This window comes from Gilliamella sp. W8136 (assembly GCF_016101285.1).
Classification (GTDB): domain Bacteria; phylum Pseudomonadota; class Gammaproteobacteria; order Enterobacterales; family Orbaceae; genus Gilliamella; species Gilliamella apicola_N.
Genome location: NZ_JACFQU010000016.1, coordinates 25,616 through 44,702 on the forward strand (window position 1 = coordinate 25,616; position 19,087 = coordinate 44,702).

Genomic DNA, 19,087 nt, shown 5'->3' on the forward strand with positions numbered 1-19,087 from the left:
ACAGTTACGCGAATGGTCTAATAATGATTTGCCTGCTTCTATTAAGCGGTTGTACTTACGTCCAGAAATCACGGGAAGTGACGACTATCAAGGTTGGCTGTCCAGTCGTAACGCCATGTTATCTGCCAGCAAACAACCTGAAAAATAATAGAACCCTAATTGATGACAACAGGGATATTTTGACAGCATGGCATCAATGTGCATTACAGATCGATATGATTTATCAATGTCAACAGGCTCAGCATGAAAAAAATTAATCAGCTTCGCAAAGTTCTTGAGGAGAATAATTTATTTATCAAGACCAATCCTGAAAAATTACATATATTCATTGACGATGGAGACGTCACAGCAACTGCCGCAAAATCGTTGAGTTTTGAATACGAGTATCAAGTTAATTTAATCATCACTGATTATGATCAGCCTATCGACTATTTAATGGTACCAATCATTAGCTGGATGTATATTAACCAACAAGAGTTTATGGCCAATCCTGAGTTAAGGAAAGGGGCTATAAAATTTGAGGTCGAGCAATTAAATAACAATACAGCAGATGTTAGTATTGAATTAAAACTAACCGAGCGAGTTATTGTCAAAAGTGGGACGTCAGGACTTGAATATAAACATGTTATTGATGAACCACCTGCGGATCTGCGACCAGATTGGATCAATGAAATATGGCCGATGAATTAAATAAATTACATGATAATGCAAATGGTATATTGACGCAATTAAGCAACAATAATCGAGCTATTCTCGCACGTGAAATTGCCAAACGATTAAGAGAAAACAATCGTAAGCGGATTATCGCTCAACATCAACCAGATGGTACATCATTCGAGCCACGAAAACAGCAAAAATTCAGAAAAAAAAACGGCAAAATTAGGCGTAAGATGTTTACAAAATTACGCACAACAAAATTTTTGCGCACAGCGGCAAACAGTAATCGCGCAACAGTACAATTTATTAGCTCGGTCTCGCGAATCGCGCGTATTCATCATTATGGATTGCGCGGAAAAGTTAATAAAAACGACAGTTGGACAATTAAGTACCCATCCCGACAGTTGCTCGGTATTAATCAGCACGACTATAAAATGATTGAGCAAATCACGGTTGCACATCTAGCCACTAAGTTGTAAAAATCTTATTTACAACTCGGTCGGCTTTATTGTCTATCTATAAATATTGATGATAACACTATGCAAAGTTATCATCCCGCCGACTTAGTCGACATTTTACGAAAAATTGAAAACCTGATCCGCCCCGGTGTTATTTGTAAAACCAATGGCGATCGGGTTAAAGTCCGTACTGGTGAATTAATTACCGCATGGTTGCCATGGTTTACCCATCGCGCAGGTAAAAGCCGCTCATGGTGGCGCCCATCAGTTGGTGAACAAGTATTTATTTTGAGCCCTAATGGTAACCTTTCGTTAGGTTGCGTGTTGCCTAGTTTATATTGTAATTCCAACCCCGCGCCCGCTAAATCAGCGGATGGTTATTTTGTGACATTTCCTGATGGTGCATCATTTGAATATGAACCAGAAACCAGCCAATTAACCATAAAAGGTATCAAAACCGCTGTGATTGAAGCCAGTGAGCAAATAACTGCTAAAGCAGGTAGCAAAATTCAACTTGATACTCCATTAGTGGAGTGCAGTGATCATGTAACATTCAAATCATTTAGTGCTAGTGGTGGTGGAGCTAAAGGAAATACAGGCACATTAACTGGAAACGTCATTCACCGACAAGGTCAATTATCATCAAACGGTATTGTATTAGATTCTCACACCCATATTGGCGTTAAAGCTGGCGGTGATTCAACAGGAAAACCACAATGAGTTATATCGGCATGAATAGCAAAACGGGACGAACAATAACTGATATGGATCATATAAATCAATCAGTTAAAGATATATTGATTACGCCGATTGGCTCACGAGTTGAGCGCCGAGACTATGGCTCACTACTCTTTTTATTATTAGATAATCCAAATACAGATGTAACCCGGTTGAGAATCATATCAGCTACAGTAATGGCATTAAATCAGTGGGAAAAAAGAATTAAACTGGATTCCGTCAACGTTTCAACAGATAGCGAAAAACTAATACTGCAAATAACTGGGTCACGTACCGATAAACCAAATCAATCATTTGCTAGCGATATTGAGGTGATGTCATGGGCGCACTAACAAATTTGTCAAAATTGCCGTTGCCGAATGTTGTTGAATTGTTAGATTTTGAAACATTATATAACCAGCGCAAAGAAAAATTTATATCACTGTACCCAGTTGAACAGCAACAAGAAGTCGCCAAAACGCTACAATATGAAAGTGAGCCAATTGTTAAATTGTTACAGGAAAGTGCTTATTATGAGCTAATTTTACGTCAGCGCATTAACGAGGCATCATGCGCACTGATGATTGCTCATTCTAAACACAATGATTTAGACAATCTAGGCGCTAATTTCAACGTTTATCGCTTAATTGTACAACCCGCGGACGATACAGTTACGCCAGCAATCTCAGAAATCAAGGAATCCGATGACGATTTTAGAATGAGAATTCAGGCGGCCTTTGAGGGTTTATCTGTCGCTGGTCCTCGAGCCGCTTATGAGTTTTATGCTCGCAGTGCCGATGGTCGAGTGTTAGATGCCGCAGCAGAAAGTCCATCACCAGCTTGTGTTACATTAGCGATATTGGCACGCGATAATAATGGTGTTGCCTCGGATGAATTGATCGAAATTGTAAAAAAAGCAGTCAATCACGATGATCGCCGTCCAGTTGCTGATAGAGTGACTGTCAAATCAGTAGAATTAATTAGCTATCAAATCAATGCTAAACTTTATTTATATCCCGGTCCTGAGTCAGAGCCTATAAAAAAAACCGCCCTCGAAAATTTGCAAAATTATATCACTGAACGGCACCGAATCGGGCGACGAATTAATCGTAGCGCAATAATTTCAGCATTACATGTTGTTGGTGTTCAACGTGTCGAGCTATTAGTCCCTGCTCACGACATATTAATCAATCGTGAGCAAGCCAGCTTTTGCACCGATTATCAGATCGAGGTTGCCGGTTATGACGAATAAAACGTTATTGCCTCCATCAGCAACTACGCTTGAAAAGAAATTATCGCACGCTATTGCATGCACCCCTACTATTCCGTTGCGTTCGTTATGGGATCCTGTGACCTGTCCATATGAATTACTGCCCTACTTAGCATGGCAATACAGCGTGGATCGATGGGATGAAAAGTGGCCTGAACAGACTAAGCGGAAAGTCATAGCAGAAGCATTCGAGATCCATAAGCTTAAAGGTACTAAATCAGCCATTCGGCGATCCGTTGCGCCATTCGGGTATTTAATAAATATCACTGAATGGTGGCAAACAAATTCCGATCCGGGCACTTTTTCGCTGGATGTTGGCGTGTCAGACGCTGGTATTACTGATGAGGCATATAACGAGTTAACTAGAATTATTGACGATGTAAAACCAGTATCGCGTAAGCTAACCCGGCTATCATTACACATTACATCAAGCGGAGTCAGTTTATTTGGGGGCTGCGTATACGACGGAGACATATTAAATATATATCCGTATTTGACGCACACAATTACAACTGAGTCAATACCTGATATTGGCGCAGCAATGCACATAATCGACACAATGAGAATAGAGCCATGAGTCAAACATATTACACATTATTAACAAAAAAAGGGGCGATTTTGCTCGCAAACGCGACCGCCCTTGGTGTTCCTCTTAAATTAACACATATGGCCGTGGGTGACGGTAACGGCAACATGACTAAACCTGATGCGAATCAAACCAAATTAGTACGTGAAGTTAGACGGGCGGCTATCAACACATTATTTGTCGATAAAGAAAACCCTAATCAAATTATTGCGGAACAAGTTATACCTGAAGCTGAGGGTGGCTGGTTCATTCATGAAATTGGTTTATTTGATGATAAAGGTAATATGATCGCTGTAGGCAACTGCCCCGCTACCTATAAGCCCAAATTAGCTGAAGGCAGCGGACGCACACAAGTGATTAGGATGATCATTATTGTCGACAATACACAATCTGTCGAGTTAAAAATCGATCCGGCAGTAGTGTTAGCTACTCGACAATATGTTGATGATTTGATTACTGCAAAAATGACCGCTCATGAAAAGTCAACCAATCATCCCGGTGCCACGACAAAATCAAAGGGCTTTGTGCAGTTAAATTCATCCACTGATTCTAATCTTGAAAACCAAGCGGCCACGCCATTAGCAGTCAAAAAAGCCTATGACACAGCAAGCGGAGCGGTAAAAAAAACAGGCGACACCATGACGGGGCAACTGATTTTGCCTAAAGAGGGGCTAAAAATCAAATATGAAAACGGCAACATCATGGCGCTTATTTCATCAAATGATAATTATTCACACGTATTTTATAACTCAGAAACAAAACAATGGCTAAGCAAATTAGTGTACAACTCGTCAACAAATTCGTGGCGTTTTCAATATGTTGATGATGTGACGATTAATAATAAATCAGTACTGAAGACCGGCGATTACGGGATCGGCTCATTAACTGGTGCCCCAACTAGTAACCCAAATGAGCGATTACTCAGTGGTTGGTACGCAGTTAGAACCTCAGATTTTCCCGATCTGCCTAGAAACGATTCAGCGACGTTAATCGTTTACGGCACGGGGAATCCATATTTTTACGTTGAACAGGTGGCAGCGGTTGCATCGACAACGCCTAGAATATTTAACCGTTGCAGAACAATCAACGGTAACCAACCGTGGAACGAAACGGTGACCACGTCCAATATTCACAATTTTATTCCAGTTGGGGTGCCTCTGCCGTGGCCTAAAGACGCCCCGCCGTTTGGCTGGTTGGAATGCAACGGGTCAGCGTTCGATACAAATAAATTCCCTGCGCTGGCTAGTGCCTATCCGACCGGGAACCTACCCGATTTGAGGGGGGTTTTTATTAGAGGTAAAGATAGCGGGCGAGGACTCGATCCTAACCGCCCGATTCTCAGTTATCAGGATGATGCGATCAGGAATATTTGGGGGCGATTTTCTGTCGTTGGTCGCGCTGCTGGTGCAGGACCGATAGAGGGAGAGGGGGCAATTCAAGCCGATTCTCGCTGGAACGCTGCTGTAAAGGGGGGCGACCGTGACGATTGGGGCAGCGTTTATTCTTTCAATGCCTCGCGTGTTGTACCTGTGGCGCACGAAAACCGCCCGCGCAATGTGGCATTTATGTATATAGTTAAAGCAGGATGATCAGGAGAATAATAATGAAATATCAATTACAGCCGCCATTAGCGGTATTAGATAACAGCGGATTAACAATTTCGGCCGGATGGGCGGTTGTTTATAATACCAATTCAAACGGTGAGTTTTTACAGGCAACCTATCAATATTTACCTGTCGGCGTTGGCTTACCGGCTAACGCGTACCTAGACGCGCCAAACAATGTTAATGATAGTCACGCCATTATTCACAACGGCCAAAACTGGACGTATCCGCCTGATTATCGAGGTCAGAAAATTTACTCAACCTCAACCGGTTCAGAATCGTTGGTTACTGACGTGGGCGATATTCCATCCAATTTTACGTTCCTCAGGCCGTCCAGTGAATTTGACCGTTGGGACGGTGAGCAGTGGGTATTAGATACTGAAAAACAAAAACAACATTATATTGACGTCGCAACTGAGAATAAAAAACAACTATTAAATGACGCTAACGAGCAGATCCAGTATTTACAGGACGCCGCCGATGCTAACATTGCAACCGATACTGAAAAAACGTTATACGCGGAGTGGAAAAAATACCGCGTGTTGTTAAATCGTGTTGATGTTAATCAGGCGCCAGATATTGATTGGCCAAAACAACCAAAATAAAAACCTATTAACAATTATTCTGGATAATTGTATTAGTATAAACAGTACAATTATCTGGATATTTTTTATTTACAAATGCGCCCGCTCATTTTCGCAAGTTGTAAATCCAATTTTCACAAATCGAACAACTAACGCACTTAACATCAATATGCAACCATTCCAATATATTTTGTAATTTACAAATTTACTGGAGAACATAAATGCCAAATGACTACCACCATGGCGTCAGAGTCATAGAAATCAACGACGGCGCACGCGCAATCAGAACAGTTTCGACTGCTGTTATCGGTATTGTTTGTACTGGCGATGATGCCGACGCGACACATTTTCCGCTTAACACGCCAGTTTTGATTACCAACGTCAATACAGCAATTGGTAAAGCTGGCTCAACAGGAACGCTTAAATCATCACTAGAAGCAATCGCCGATCAATGCTCACCAATTATTATTGTTGTTCGCGTTGAGGCGGGCACAACTGATGCGGATACTACAGCAAATATCATCGGCTCAATAACCGCCGATGGTAAATATACTGGCATGAAAGCCCTACTTTCAGCTCAAACACAATTGAAAGTAAAGCCACGTATTTTAGGCGTGCCTGGTTATGACTCTTTGCCGGTTGCTACTGCGCTAGTGTCATTAGCTCAAAAATTGCGGGCGTTTTGTTATGTTTCGGCTTATGGAGCTAAAACCAAAGAAGATGCAGTACTTTATCGCGATCAATTGGGTGCTCGCGAGGCAATGGTAATTTGGCCTGATTTTGTCGGTTTTGATACCACTCAAAAACAAAATGTTACCTTATCCGCAACAGCGAGAGCGCTAGGTCTACGTGCTCAAATCGATCAAAAGGTGGGCTGGCATAAAACATTATCAAATGTTCCTGTTAATGGCGTTACAGGTATTTCTCATGATGTTTTTTGGGATCTACAAGAAGAAAGCTCTGACTCAAATTACTTAAACGAACACGATGTAACTACCCTAATTTGCAATCAAGGCTATCGCTTCTGGGGCTCTCGTACTTGTTCTGCTGATACATTATTTGCGTTTGAAAACTACACTCGTACAGCACAAGTATTAGCTGACACTATTGCTGAAGCACAATTTCAATTAGTTGACGCACCAATGCATGCTTCTTTAATTAAAGATTTAATTGAATCAATTAATAATAAATTCCGTGAATTAAAATCTAATGGTTACATTATTGATGGTAAAGCATGGTTTGATCCTGAGGCAAATACTCCAGACATTCTAAAAGCAGGCAAATTATATATTGATTATGATTATACACCTGTGCCGCCACTTGAAAATCTCATGTTACGCCAACGAATCACTGACAAATATTTGGTTGATTTGGCTAACTCAGTCGCTTCTAATTAAGGATATAAAAATGGCACTTCCAAAAAAACTCAAATACTTTAATGTTTATGTAAACGGAACCTCATATATCGGGGAAATAGAATCATTTACACCGCCGAAACTGACGCGAAAGCTTGAAAATTACCGAGGTGGAGGCATGCCGGGTGTAGCTCCAATCGATCTCGGTTATGATGATGATGCGTTAACCGTCGAATGGTCAATCGGTGGTCTTGCATACCAAGTACTCGAAAAACATGGCGGATTAATCAATGGCGTTACTTTACGATTTGCTGGTGCATATCAAAAGGATGATAGCGAAGATTTTGTAAAAGTCGAAATCATCGTCAATGGTCGCCACAAAGAACATGATCGCGGTGAGTTAAAACAAGGCGAAAGCAACTCAACGAAAATTACTACACAATGCACATATTACAAAGAAATTATCGATAACGAGGAAATTACAGAAATCGATTTTATTAACATGATAGATAAAGTCGGGGGTAAAGATCGTTTAGAACAGGCGCGCCGCGCAATCGGTATTTAACATCTATCTAAAATATAGCCGTAAGGGCTATCATAAATGTCATAAAATATGAGGGTAACGTTATGCAAAACACACAAAAAATCAAATTAAAAGCAGGGATTCAATCTGGTAAAACAACTATTAGCGAGTTAACCATTCGAAAACCACTAACGGGAGATCTTCGCGGTGTTAAATTGCTGGATTTTATCGAACTTGATATTGATTCTCTGGCTAAAGTATTGCCTAGAATTACAACCCCACAAATCGCAGAGCATGAAGTCTTTGATCTCGATTTAATCGATTTATCTGAAATCACACAAGTTATTGCCAGTTTTTTGTCAGAGACATCGAGGAATGCCCCGACGGAATCCCCCGCCGCGTAGAGGATGCTATCGCAGATGTTGCGATGGTATTCCACTGGCAACCCTCTGCGATGTTTGATTTTACTTTGTCTGAATTAATGGAGTGGCGAGAACAAGCCCGAATACGGAGCGGAGCGAATGAATAACTTACAGTTAAATGTAAATTTAATGGGTGTTGATAAAGTTAGTCGCCCCCTTGGTAACGCTATGAGTGGCGCCAAACAATTAGCACAACAATTGACCGCCACTCGCAATCAGCTAAATCAATTAAACAATACACAAAAAAATGTAAATGGATTTATTCAGTTAAAAAAGCAATTTAGCGACGCTCAAAATAAAGCTAAATCACTAGCGCTTGAGTTAAAAAACGCGCAGCGACCTACGAAATCACTACAAAACGCCTTTAACGCTGCGACAATAGAAGTTAAAAGGTTAAAGGAAAAATTAACGCCATTACGGCTAGAATTACAAAAATCAGGGATTAGCACTAAAAATCTAGCACAGCATCAAATAAATTTAAAAAACAATATTCTAGCGACAAATCACAGCATTAACCAACAGTCCGAGCGGTTGCAACAGTTAAATCAACGCCAATCAAAACTAAATCAAATCAGAACAAAATATGATACTGGCATGCAACGTGCGGCAGTTCTCGGTGCCATTGGGTATGGCTCATTATCAACTGGACGAACTGTGTTTAGAGGATTAAAAAACCTGCTTCATGTGGGTTATGAATTTGACGCCAGCATGAGCAACACCCAAGCTGTCACCAGAATTGATAATAAAAACGATCCGAAAATGCTGGCGTTACGGCAACAAGCAAGACAGTTACCTCTTATATCCAAGTTTACCGATAGCGAAGTGGCGCAGGGTCAATATTTTCTCGGTAGGACTGGGTACACACCAGAGCAAATTTTAAACGCCATGCCCGGAATGTTAGATCTTTCAGCCGCTGGCGACGTCGATTTAGCAACTACAGCAGATATTGCGTCTAATATTCAAATGGCCATGGGGTTACCCGCCGAAAAGATGGATCATGTCGCCGACATTTTAACAGCAATGTTTACTCGGAATAATGTTGATATTCCTAAGCTGGGGGAGTCACTTAAATATTCAGCCGGGGTCGGGGCATCATTTGGTCAAAGCCTTGCAACCATTGCAACATTAACGGCTGTGATGGGGAATGCCGGCATACAGGGGAGCCAATCCGGTACAACACTTCGCCAAATTTTGGTCAGGTTAGGAACATCAAACGCAGTTGCGAAATTAGGCGTTAAAGTCGCTGATAAAAACGGTAATATGCGCGATGTTATTGACATTATGTCAGAGATCGCCGCCGCAACCAAACATATGGGTAACGTGCAACGCGCAAAAATAAATAAACAAATAGCAGGTCAAATCGGGTTAACCGGGTTTGAAGTTTTACTAAACCAAGCCGTAATCGGCTACTTAAGAACCATGCGCGGGGAGCCGGGGCAATATGATGGAGAGGCCGCAAGAGTAGCAAAAACAAAATTAGATAACCTTGCCGGCGATATGACAATGCTCCACGCAGCATTTGAGAATATTAGCGTAGAATTATTTGAAAACAATAACGAATGGTTACGTGATGCTGTGCGCAAGTTAACTCACGTATTGCATAAGATTGGAGAGTTTCTTAAAAAACATCCGGCGCTTTCAAAAGCTATTGTTATGCTTGGTACTGGGATCGCCGTTGTCAGCGCTGCTTTTGGTGCGTTTGCGCTGGTTTTGATGACAACGTTCGGGCCAATGTTAATGACGCGGTTTTTATTATCCCGGCTGGGCTTAGAGTTTGGGGGGTTATTTATAAAAACAAAAGTTGCTCGCGGTGGATTCAGATCATTAATCAGAACGATGTTATCATTTGTTGGCCCTCCATTCAAAAGAACCAGCGCCGCAATCAAATCCTTAGGTCGTTCATTAGCAAAAACATCTAAAGCACAAAAAAATTTTGGCGGAACATTTAACGGCGCAGGCAACACGTTATTAAATTTCATGCGCTCTCCAATAAAATCATTAAAAAAAGGGATTGGAGGCATTGGAAAATCATTAATTACTGTAGCTCGATCGCCAGTAAAATCGTTTGCCAGCTTAGGACGAGGATTTATTTTATTTGCAGGTTCGCCAATTAGATCACTTGGTAGCGCGTTTTTGGGGTTAGGACGGACATTATTTTCATTCTCTCGCATCCCCGGCGTTATATCTGTTGCATTTAGGGCACTGTTTATTGTTCTGGGGCCTATCGGTTGGATTTTAGGCGCTATCGCGTTAGTTGGTCTCATTATTTATAAATATTGGCAGCCATTAGCAGCATTTTTTTCTGGGTTTTGGGAGGGCCTGAAAGAGGAATTGACGCCGGTTAGAGAAGAATTTTCGTTTCTCAACCCGATTATCAAAGCTGTTGGCGATACGTTTAATTGGTTGGGTGAAATAATCGATGAAATAACAAAATGGTTCAAAGATTTATTTACTCCAGTTAAATCAACAAAAAAAGAACTAAATGCCGCCAAAGATGCCGGGGTATCGTTTGGCCGCACGGTAGGCGGGGCTGTTCGATGGGTACTATTAAAATTCAAAAGTTTATTTTTGAAAATAAAAGAAATTGTTGATTACATCGTCGGCACTCCAGAAAGAATAGGGAAAACAATTAAAGAGCTCAAAGAGAAATTGGTCGGAGAAGATGGAATTGTCGCAGAATGGAAGAAAAAGGGACAAAGTATCGCTGATAATCTAAAAGATGGTATTTTGGATAAGTGGTCTCAAACAAAGAATACTGTTAGCGGGTTCGGTGCCAGCGTGGGTAATTGGTTTGCAGCATCACTGAACGCATCCCCTACCGCTCAACTGGGAGTATTTACAGTTGATGGTTATACAAGTGGAATTAAACGCCGCCATCCCAGCGCCGTGAAAACTGTCAATAAACTGGGCAATAATGTCAGCAATCAATTTAAAAAATCATTAGATATTCATTCACCATCCCGTGTATTTGCTAAATTCGGGGTATACACAGTGGATGGTTACGTCCGAGGCATTGAAAATAAACAATCAAACGCATTGCAATTTATACATCAGTTTGGTAACGGGATTAGCAATCAATTTAAAAAATCATTAGATATCCACTCACCATCGAGAGTATTTGCCAAATTTGGCGACCACACAGTTGACGGTTATATCAAGGGTGTTAATCGCACTCAGCCTACAGCGACAAAAGTATTAGGGAAATTTGCAAATAAGATTGATTCGATTCCACGAGATGCCATTATCGATAAGCGCGTGCCACTGGGGCAAACGTCTAATGCGTCACAATATTACATCACCATCAATGCCTCACCTGGCATGAATGAACAAGAAATTGCGCGCTGTGTTATCAAAGAGCTTGACCGCCGAGATCGTAACAATTCGGCACAATTTAGAAACAGTTTAAGGGATATCGATTAATATGATGATGTGTTATGGCTTATTTGTTTTCAGCTTAAAAACAATACCTTACCAAGTTTTCGAGGAAAATAAAGACTGGCGTTACCCTGCCAACTCTCGCGTTAATCACCGTTCATCATTGCAGTTTATCGGCATAGACAACGAAACTATCACGCTATCAGGTGTTTTATATCCAGAACTGACGGGAGGTCGGCTAAGTTTAGCATGGCTTGAGAGAATGGCTGATTTAGGTTATTCGTGGCCATTGATTGATGGGACCGGCGTTCCACTTGGTTTTTTTGTGATGACAAATCTAAAAAAAACTAAAACAGAATTTTTTAAGGATGGTGCTCCTCGTAAAATTGAGTTTACCATCTCATTAACCAAAGTTGACCCGCCAGACTGGTTACCGTTTGCTGACATAATAGGGATGATATGAAACAACCTGCGTATACAATTAGCATTAATAATAAAGATATAACCTCTAATTTTGACAAACGTTTGATATCAATGCAAATAACGGAAAACCGCGGACTAGACGCTGATTCGATCTCAATCGAATTAGATGATAGTGATGGTGCGCTCCAACTACCCAAAAGAGGAATTGAAATCAGCGTCTCGCTTGGCTGGTTTAATGATAATGTGATATTGCAAAATATTTTTACAATTGATGAGTGTGAGCACACAGGCGCTCCAGACGTGTTATCAATCAGAGGTAAAAGTGCCAATCTCCGCGACTCTCTAAATGAAAAACGCGAGAAAAGCTATGATAGCACTACATTGCGCGCAATTGTTGCTGAGATAGCAAAACGTCATAATCTAGACTATCGAATCGATAAAAGTTTAGGCGATGAAAGTATTACACATTTAGATCAAACAAATGAATCTGACGCATCATTTTTAACTCGCATCTGTAATGATCTAAACGCCGCCGCAACATTAAAAAATGGAATGCTAATAGTTTTCAAAAAAGGCATTGCAAAAACAGTAAATGGGCACGATATCCCAACGGCAACAATTACCAGAAAGCTTGGCGATCAGCATCGGTTTGCCATCGCTGATCGCAAAGCATATACAGGTGTAAAAGCGTATTGGATTGATTATAGGCAACAAAAAAAACAACAAGCAAAAACCACAAGAAAACCGAAAAATAAAGCACAAAACCAAAATAAACAAACTGACAATGGCGTCTTGGTCGGCGCAGACGGCAACGTAAAGATATTACGGCATACATACGCTAGCAAACAAAATGCATACCGCGCCGCGCGTAATGAATGGGAAAAATTACAGCGGGGAGCATCACAATTTAGCATTAATTTAGCCGAGGGTCGTCCAGATATGTACCCAGAGATGCCCGTAGCAGTTACAGGATTTAAAAAAGAGATTGACTCCACCCTGTGGACAATAACCAGATGCACTCACACGCTAAATAGTGCTACTGGATACAGTACATTCGTAGAGTTGGAAATAAAACTACAAAATGATGAAATACCATTAGAAGAACAGGAAGATAAATAACTTTTTGATTAAAAAGAAAGTTATGTTAAAATTCTGTTTAATTTAGTTCAGTTCAACAACTAAAGAGGTAACCCATGAAATGTCCGCATTGCAAATCAAAAACAACTATCCGAACCAGCGAGGAACTCAGCCCCATTACGCGCAAACAATATCGACAATGCACTAATATTTACTGTTGTCATTCGTTTGTTGTATTGCAATCAGTTTCACTAACAATAGTTCCCAGCGCCATCCCAGATCCAACAGTTAAAATCCCGTTATCGTCAAAAAGCCACGCGGCATAAAATGGGCTATGGGGCTATGCCCCACTACCTGTTACACTCTCATTCTGAGTATTCATTGACGTTAATAATATTTCATGCAGTAAACACAAGCCTATCTTTAGATCTCGTTCTGACAACTCAGCATCAATCATTAATCTACTGATAAATTCTGCGCGTTCTATTTTAATATCATTTATTGTTAACTCATCCATTCTCGCCCTCGCACTGTTTATTTATACAGTATATTTGTTAGTTGCTTTATTTTCAATAAATTTTTTTAGTTTTTTTATCGCAAATACCTGTTTTATTTAAATATATATAAAACCGTGTTAATTTTAAAAAAAACGAAAATAATTGTTAAACGGATCGCATGAACAGGTGACGAAAAGATTATGATGCATTAATTAAATGCACTACAATGTGGGGAGGGGTATATATCATTATAATAAAAGTCTAGGCGTTTTAATAAAAAATCAACCGCCATTTTACCGCCACTTAGTGATTATTAAATATTTTATTAGAAAGAAATTTGTCTGTAAATTATTGATTTATTTGGTGCCAGTGGTCGGACTCGAACCGACACGCTTTTAAGGGCGGCGGATTTTGAATCCGCTGCGTCTACCAATTTCGCCACACTGGCATTAGAAGTGTAAATAAGTAAACGTGGGCATTATACTAAGCTTTGTGATATCTGCAACAATTATTATCATAAAGTGCTTTGTTTGCCTAAAAATCCAACTAATGTCAGCATTTATATCCTTTAGGTTTAATAGTATAGATATGTCGATATAACTGATAGCTACATAGCAATATTAATATTTTGAATAACAGATTTTGTATATTTAATTATGCCATACAAATTATCTTCAATCGGATTCCATAATTCCATCTGAAATTGCTATAGGTTAATAATAATGTGACAGAGTTCAAAAAATTCAATCTTAATTGCCTAACAATGATTATCAGCGGTATATGATTGCTCAATCTGTTAATCAAAAAGGAGAATTATCCTATGAAATACAACCTTTGTAGTTTTTTAAAAAATATCTTTTTAGTAAGCGTCTTATCCGTTTTATATGTTACAAATTGTTTTTCATCACAGGGTATTGTTGATTCTAGTAAAACGATAAAAAGTCAAATATTAGGTAACGATGTCCATTATACGGTATATTTGCCTCCAGATTATCATAGTTCTAATAGAACATACCCTATTTTTTATTTTTTACATGGCGGTGCGGATGGTATTCATACCGATCCTTATACTCAGGGTAATTTACAAGCTCATTTGGATAATTTAATCAATTCTGGAAAGATAACGTCCATGATTGTTGTCACGCCTGATGCTACTAGAAATGGGTCTTTTGAAAATAATACCTATTATATGAATGATGCGGATGACCAGTATCTTTATGAGGATATGTTTATCAAAGAATTCATGCCTCAAATTGAAAAAAGCTACAGGGTAAATAATTTACCCAAATTTAGAGCCATTGGTGGACTTTCAATGGGCGGATTTGGCGCTGTTTATTATAGTTTACAATATCCCGGCCTTTTTAAGGCGACGGTAGCCTTAAGCGGGGCGTTTAGAACCAAAGAAGATATAATTTCAATGGATATGAATGTATACAATCGACGCTATGGCAAAGCATTCGGTTTAAACCTTGTAGGCGAAAGCAGAGTAAATAATAAATTTTATGATAAATATGATATTTTAAATACTACATCGAATAAATTGGAGTCTGAGGGCTATTTTTATCTTGATTGCGGTTCTAAAGATGATTTTCTTATTGGCAATACACTATTAAGTATGAATTTCAAGAAAAACAATATTAACTATACCTTTATTGCTCGCAATGGTGGTCATGATTGGTCATATTGGACTTCTGGATTTGATGATATGCTGCTCTTTGTTAGTCAAAGACTGCAAGATTTTAGATTTATTGATTAAGATTTGTTTAAGTTTCAAGTAAGTTTTATTTTATATGGGATTACTAAATAAGCAGACAACTCTGCTTATTTAGCTAATATTCTTAGATTTAATCAATAAACATTCTCTAGAGTAAAAATAAATACTTTTTTTTACCACTTTCGTTTCCAAGCAGGTAATTTTTTTAGTATTACATATGCAGTATGTTTAGCTATTGAATAATCGATATGATGATTATTAGCATAACGCAGAGCAACTTCTTGCCATTTCTCATCAAATGTTTTCATTGTGCCATCATTGTGAGCACAATGTTTACAGTAATTTTTAGACATGTCATGCAAAGGATAATCACCAAGTGAAGTCATTGGCATGCCACATGCAATACACATTTTCATAGCTGAGATCTCGATTTAATTAACAATGGTGACTCATTATTTGCAATAATTGCTTGTTTGAAAAATGCTACTCCGAGTTGTTATAGATTACAAGTTATCCCATTGTAAAATAGATAACAAGGTCAGGATTTAAAAATTGAGTTCATTTTGCAAGGTTGTATCTTGGATCTTTTGTTGTTGCTGTTGCAATAATAGATAACGACGTTTTAACGCCCTTTGCTTACATAAGCGAAGCACTTCTTGCTTTTGAGTATCGGAAAAACTTAACCAATTAAATCGTTCTGTCCTAGAACGAAAGCATTTAATACAATAACCTTGTTTATCGGTTTCACAAACGCGTTTACAAGGAGAGGGTATTTCAAAAAATTCAAGTTGATCCAAGCAGTTCTATTCCCTTTTTACATATCAAAATCTCATTAATGACTTTTCAAACCTAATCCTTTGCTTAACACTTTAAAACAGTCTTCACAATCATGCGTTGCTGCATTAAGTAAAGTTTGGGTTGGCGCATGGATTAATTTATTTGTTAATCGATGAGAAAACTCAGCAAAGACTTCATCAACATTTGCGCCTTGCTTAATAGCATTTAACGCTTTGATCTCTAATTCGCGTTTAATGCTTTGTGCATTACTGCGATACTGTTTAACATAGTCAACGGCGTAACGAGCTTTAAGCCAGTCGATAAATTGCTCAGCTTGTTCCTGAATTATATATTGTGCTTTTTGAGCTGCCATGGCGCGTTGTTCTAAATTATTTTCAACCGTTTTTTGAAGATCATCAATCGTATATAAATGTACATTATCAAGTTCGTTAATTTCTTGTTCTACATCACGGGGAACCGCTAAATCAATAAATAACATCTGCTGATGATTTCTTGCCTGCAAGGTGCGTTCGACCATTCCTTTTCCAATAATTGGTAATGGGCTTGCAGTAGAACTGATAACGATATCGACCTCTTTAAGGCGATGAGCTATATCAGGTAGAGAAATAATTTCAGCATCAATAAGGGAAGCTAATTTTAATGCTTTATCACGTGTACGATTAGCAACAAGAACATGATTAAACCCATGAGGTTTTAAATAACGAGAAATCAGTTCTATTGTCTCCCCTGCTCCTACTAACATGACATTTAATTTGGATGTGTCGGTAAACAACTTACGCGCAACAAGACAAGCAGCATAAGCAACTGAAGCCGTATTAGAGCCAATATCAGTTTGACTGCGCACAAGTTTTGCTACATGGAAAATATTTTGAAAGAGTTTTTCTAATGTCACCGACAAACACTGATTTTTTTGTGCAATTGTATAGGCAACTTTCACTTGCCCCAAGATCTGTGGTTCACCAATAATCATCGAATCCAAACCACTTGCTACAGCCATTAAATGTTCAACAGCTTGTTGACCTTCATACCAGTAAAGGGAGTTTTTGTATTGCTCAAGATCAACATTGTGAAACTGACCTAACCAATTTTCAACAAATCCTTTTAATCTAATATAATCTGTTTGATGTTCATAATTTAGATATATTTCGGTTCGATTACAGGTTGATAGTATTACACATCCCTCAATTAGAGGATGTTGGTAAAGGCTATACAGTGCTTTATCTACTGTTTCGTTAGGAAAAGCAATTTTTTCTCTTAATGCTAATGGAGCCGTCTTATGATTAACACCTAATATTGTAATTGACATTGCATTGTTTCTTCTTGAATTTTATTTTAATCAAAAGCTGTATTATGAAGCGTCCTTGGCATAACATTATACATAAAAAAATATCAAACGTTAATTTACAGTTACTTTTTCTTATTGTTGTATTATCAGTTATAATAAAATAATTCAAACGTTCAACTACAAGAGATAATTCATGTCTAAAATTAAATATGCTTTTATCCTAGTTTTACCTTTTATTATCACGGCTTGCCAGATCACTAAACCTAAAGATATTGCATCAATTGAACAACAATGGAAGACTCATCAACAAACTCTTGAACAGATAAATACCTTTCGTGTTAATGGCAGTATTGCCCAAATAAGTGAAAAAACTCGTAACTACGGGCGATTTTTAATTACCCAACAATCCGTTAACCATTTTGAAGTTAAGTTAACTACTCCAGTCGGAACAAATATATTAACGTTAAAATCGGAGCCTGATTTTGCCGAACTCATTAATAAAAATGGTAACCGTTATAGTGACACCAATATTGAGAACTTAATGAAGAAAGTATCGAATGTTAATATTCCTTTTAACTCTCTCCATAATTGGTTAAAAGGTTATTCTAACAATATTAATGATAAATTAGACAATTCTGGCAGATTAGTATCAACTGAATTTATGCAAAACAATAACAAATGGAACTTAAAAATTCCTAGTTATTCAACTTATACCTATAAAAACCAAAAAATAGATTTACCTGCAATCATAGAGTTAAATCATGATGGTGAAAATATTCGTTTAAAGATCAGTAACTGGATTTTGCAATAACAGGAAGTCATAATGAAACAGTGGTATTCACCAGCAAAATTAAATTTATTTCTCTATATAACTGGGCGTCGTGCTGACAATTATCACAATTTACAAACCTTATTTCAGTTCATTGATTATTGTGACATTGTAACATTTAAAGTACGTCAGGATAACCAGATCCATTTACTGACCGAGTTTGTTAATGTACCTGAAGATAAAAACTTGATGGTTATTGCTGCCAATCGGTTAAAATCTTATACAAATCGTCAGGATTTGGGGGTAGATATCACTATTGATAAAAAAATCCCTATGGGCGGTGGACTGGGTGGCGCGTCATCAAATGCTGCAACGGTATTAGTCGCACTTAATCAATTATGGCAACTCAATTTAACTACGGAAACATTAATTGAAATAGGACGGAAAATTGGGGCTGATGTGCCTATCTTTATTTATGGTCATGCAGCTTTTGCCCAAGGCATTGGTGATCAGTTATTAACGGTTGATATTCCACAATATTGGTATTTAGTCACCTACCCTAATATTGAAATCTCCACAGTTAAAGTGTTTAATGATCCTGAACTTACCCGTAATACACCAAGCCGAGATCTTGATGATTTATTAGCTTTACCATTTGATCAGTTTAAAAATGATTGTGAAAATGTCGTTCGAAAACGATATCCAATTGTTGATAAGGTTATTACTTATCTGTCTCAATTTGCCCCAACCAGATTAACAGGGACAGGTGCTTGTATCTTCACTCAATGTAAAACGGAACAAGAAGCGAAACAAATTCAGCAAAAACTCAATAATAATTTTCAAGTACCAAGCTTTATTGTTAAATCATTAAACCAATCGCCTTTATATAACTAAAATAGTTAAACTCTTTATAAAACCTTAGCCAAAATAATGGTTAAGGTTTATTAATTAAAAATTTGCCATAACAAAAAAC

At 38.5% G+C, this 19,087-nt stretch carries 24 protein-coding genes and 1 tRNA gene; 20 read left to right on the forward strand and 5 right to left on the reverse strand.

The features are described from left to right. The first annotated feature begins 23 nt into the window (after positions 1-23). The 17 genes from lysC to H3T96_RS15120 all read left to right on the forward strand — a co-directional run bounded on the left by lysC (position 24) and on the right by H3T96_RS15120 (position 13,377). The gene (gene lysC / locus H3T96_RS15115; protein WP_370545735.1) at positions 24-257 is read left to right on the forward strand and encodes an Rz1-like lysis system protein LysC; all 234 of its coding nucleotides are present in this window, start codon (positions 24-26) and stop codon (positions 255-257) included. Continuing rightward, entirely contained in the window at positions 244-690 is a 447-nt protein-coding gene (locus H3T96_RS11390; RefSeq protein WP_086358493.1) for a phage tail protein, read from the forward strand. Before lysC ends, H3T96_RS11390 begins: the two co-directional genes overlap by 14 nt. Further along, positions 675-1,136, forward strand: a complete 462-nt coding sequence (locus tag H3T96_RS11395) for a phage virion morphogenesis protein (protein WP_144092735.1) — start codon at positions 675-677, stop codon at positions 1,134-1,136. Before H3T96_RS11390 ends, H3T96_RS11395 begins: the two co-directional genes overlap by 16 nt. Positions 1,137-1,196: 60 nt before the next feature. Further along, positions 1,197-1,835, forward strand: a complete 639-nt coding sequence (locus H3T96_RS11400) for a phage baseplate assembly protein V (protein WP_144092737.1) — start codon at positions 1,197-1,199, stop codon at positions 1,833-1,835. Beyond that, entirely contained in the window at positions 1,832-2,185 is a 354-nt protein-coding gene (locus H3T96_RS11405) for a GPW/gp25 family protein (protein ID WP_144092739.1), read from the forward strand. The genes H3T96_RS11400 and H3T96_RS11405 overlap by 4 nt, the downstream gene beginning before the upstream one ends. Beyond that, positions 2,173-3,084 (forward strand): baseplate J/gp47 family protein, encoded by a 912-nt coding sequence (locus H3T96_RS11410; RefSeq protein WP_144092741.1) that lies wholly within the window; start codon positions 2,173-2,175, stop codon positions 3,082-3,084. Before H3T96_RS11405 ends, H3T96_RS11410 begins: the two co-directional genes overlap by 13 nt. Next, the gene (locus tag H3T96_RS11415) at positions 3,074-3,679 is read left to right on the forward strand and encodes a phage tail protein I (RefSeq protein ID WP_144092836.1); all 606 of its coding nucleotides are present in this window, start codon (positions 3,074-3,076) and stop codon (positions 3,677-3,679) included. The genes H3T96_RS11410 and H3T96_RS11415 overlap by 11 nt, the downstream gene beginning before the upstream one ends. After that, positions 3,676-5,277, forward strand: coding sequence for a phage tail protein (locus H3T96_RS11420; RefSeq protein WP_144092743.1), 1,602 nt, complete (start codon positions 3,676-3,678; stop codon positions 5,275-5,277). Before H3T96_RS11415 ends, H3T96_RS11420 begins: the two co-directional genes overlap by 4 nt. Then, positions 5,274-5,897 carry a tail fiber assembly protein gene (locus H3T96_RS11425; RefSeq protein ID WP_144092745.1) on the forward strand — a complete coding sequence of 208 codons (624 nt, stop codon included), beginning with the start codon at positions 5,274-5,276 and terminating at the stop codon, positions 5,895-5,897. Before H3T96_RS11420 ends, H3T96_RS11425 begins: the two co-directional genes overlap by 4 nt. Positions 5,898-6,097: 200 nt before the next feature. Continuing rightward, the gene (locus tag H3T96_RS11430) at positions 6,098-7,273 is read left to right on the forward strand and encodes a phage tail sheath protein (RefSeq protein ID WP_144092747.1); all 1,176 of its coding nucleotides are present in this window, start codon (positions 6,098-6,100) and stop codon (positions 7,271-7,273) included. A gap of 10 nt (positions 7,274-7,283) precedes the next feature. Then, positions 7,284-7,796, forward strand: a complete 513-nt coding sequence (locus H3T96_RS11435) for a phage major tail tube protein (RefSeq protein WP_144092749.1) — start codon at positions 7,284-7,286, stop codon at positions 7,794-7,796. Positions 7,797-7,858: 62 nt separating this feature from the next. Continuing rightward, positions 7,859-8,158 (forward strand): phage tail assembly protein, encoded by a 300-nt coding sequence (locus tag H3T96_RS11440; protein WP_144092751.1) that lies wholly within the window; start codon positions 7,859-7,861, stop codon positions 8,156-8,158. A gap of 50 nt (positions 8,159-8,208) precedes the next feature. Next, positions 8,209-8,283 carry a GpE family phage tail protein gene (locus H3T96_RS14780; protein ID WP_232356458.1) on the forward strand — a complete coding sequence of 25 codons (75 nt, stop codon included), beginning with the start codon at positions 8,209-8,211 and terminating at the stop codon, positions 8,281-8,283. Continuing rightward, on the forward strand, positions 8,276-11,596 hold the full coding sequence (locus tag H3T96_RS11450; RefSeq protein WP_144092753.1) for a phage tail tape measure protein: 3,321 nt from the start codon (positions 8,276-8,278) through the stop codon (positions 11,594-11,596). Before H3T96_RS14780 ends, H3T96_RS11450 begins: the two co-directional genes overlap by 8 nt. A 1-nt stretch (position 11,597) precedes the next feature. Beyond that, a complete protein-coding gene (locus tag H3T96_RS11455; protein ID WP_144092755.1) occupies positions 11,598-12,014 on the forward strand; it encodes a phage tail protein in 417 nt (138 codons plus the stop codon). Continuing rightward, positions 12,011-13,093 carry a phage late control D family protein gene (locus H3T96_RS11460; RefSeq protein ID WP_144092758.1) on the forward strand — a complete coding sequence of 361 codons (1,083 nt, stop codon included), beginning with the start codon at positions 12,011-12,013 and terminating at the stop codon, positions 13,091-13,093. The genes H3T96_RS11455 and H3T96_RS11460 overlap by 4 nt, the downstream gene beginning before the upstream one ends. Positions 13,094-13,167: 74 nt before the next feature. Next, positions 13,168-13,377 (forward strand): ogr/Delta-like zinc finger family protein, encoded by a 210-nt coding sequence (locus H3T96_RS15120; RefSeq protein ID WP_144092760.1) that lies wholly within the window; start codon positions 13,168-13,170, stop codon positions 13,375-13,377. 14 nt (positions 13,378-13,391) lie between these two features. Here the strand turns inward: H3T96_RS15120 and H3T96_RS11470 are convergent, their stop codons facing one another. Further along, a complete protein-coding gene (locus H3T96_RS11470) occupies positions 13,392-13,568 on the reverse strand; it encodes a hypothetical protein (protein ID WP_186279276.1) in 177 nt (58 codons plus the stop codon). Positions 13,569-13,909: 341 nt separating this feature from the next. Further along, a tRNA-Leu gene (locus tag H3T96_RS11475) sits at positions 13,910-13,996 on the reverse strand. A gap of 372 nt (positions 13,997-14,368) precedes the next feature. Between H3T96_RS11475 and H3T96_RS11480 the strand changes: the two genes are divergently transcribed. Continuing rightward, complete coding sequence (locus H3T96_RS11480; protein ID WP_144092762.1) at positions 14,369-15,304, forward strand: esterase family protein; 936 nt, start codon at positions 14,369-14,371, stop codon at positions 15,302-15,304. Between the two features lie 131 nt (positions 15,305-15,435). Here the strand turns inward: H3T96_RS11480 and H3T96_RS11485 are convergent, their stop codons facing one another. The 3 genes from H3T96_RS11485 to hemA form a co-directional block, all read right to left on the reverse strand. Then, entirely contained in the window at positions 15,436-15,678 is a 243-nt protein-coding gene (locus H3T96_RS11485) for a zinc ribbon domain-containing protein (RefSeq protein WP_025315648.1), read from the reverse strand. A 129-nt stretch (positions 15,679-15,807) separates the two neighbouring features. Next, positions 15,808-16,059 carry a DUF1289 domain-containing protein gene (locus H3T96_RS11490; RefSeq protein WP_144092764.1) on the reverse strand — a complete coding sequence of 84 codons (252 nt, stop codon included), beginning with the start codon at positions 16,057-16,059 and terminating at the stop codon, positions 15,808-15,810. Between the two features lie 35 nt (positions 16,060-16,094). Further along, positions 16,095-17,366 (reverse strand): glutamyl-tRNA reductase, encoded by a 1,272-nt coding sequence (hemA, locus tag H3T96_RS11495; RefSeq protein ID WP_086327516.1) that lies wholly within the window; start codon positions 17,364-17,366, stop codon positions 16,095-16,097. Between the two features lie 172 nt (positions 17,367-17,538). Between hemA and lolB the strand changes: the two genes are divergently transcribed. Both lolB and ispE read left to right on the forward strand, forming a co-directional pair. After that, on the forward strand, positions 17,539-18,156 hold the full coding sequence (lolB, locus tag H3T96_RS11500) for a lipoprotein insertase outer membrane protein LolB (protein ID WP_065736971.1): 618 nt from the start codon (positions 17,539-17,541) through the stop codon (positions 18,154-18,156). Positions 18,157-18,168: 12 nt separating this feature from the next. Then, positions 18,169-19,008 carry a 4-(cytidine 5'-diphospho)-2-C-methyl-D-erythritol kinase gene (gene ispE / locus H3T96_RS11505; protein ID WP_198248654.1) on the forward strand — a complete coding sequence of 280 codons (840 nt, stop codon included), beginning with the start codon at positions 18,169-18,171 and terminating at the stop codon, positions 19,006-19,008. Positions 19,009-19,087 lie beyond the last annotated feature (79 nt).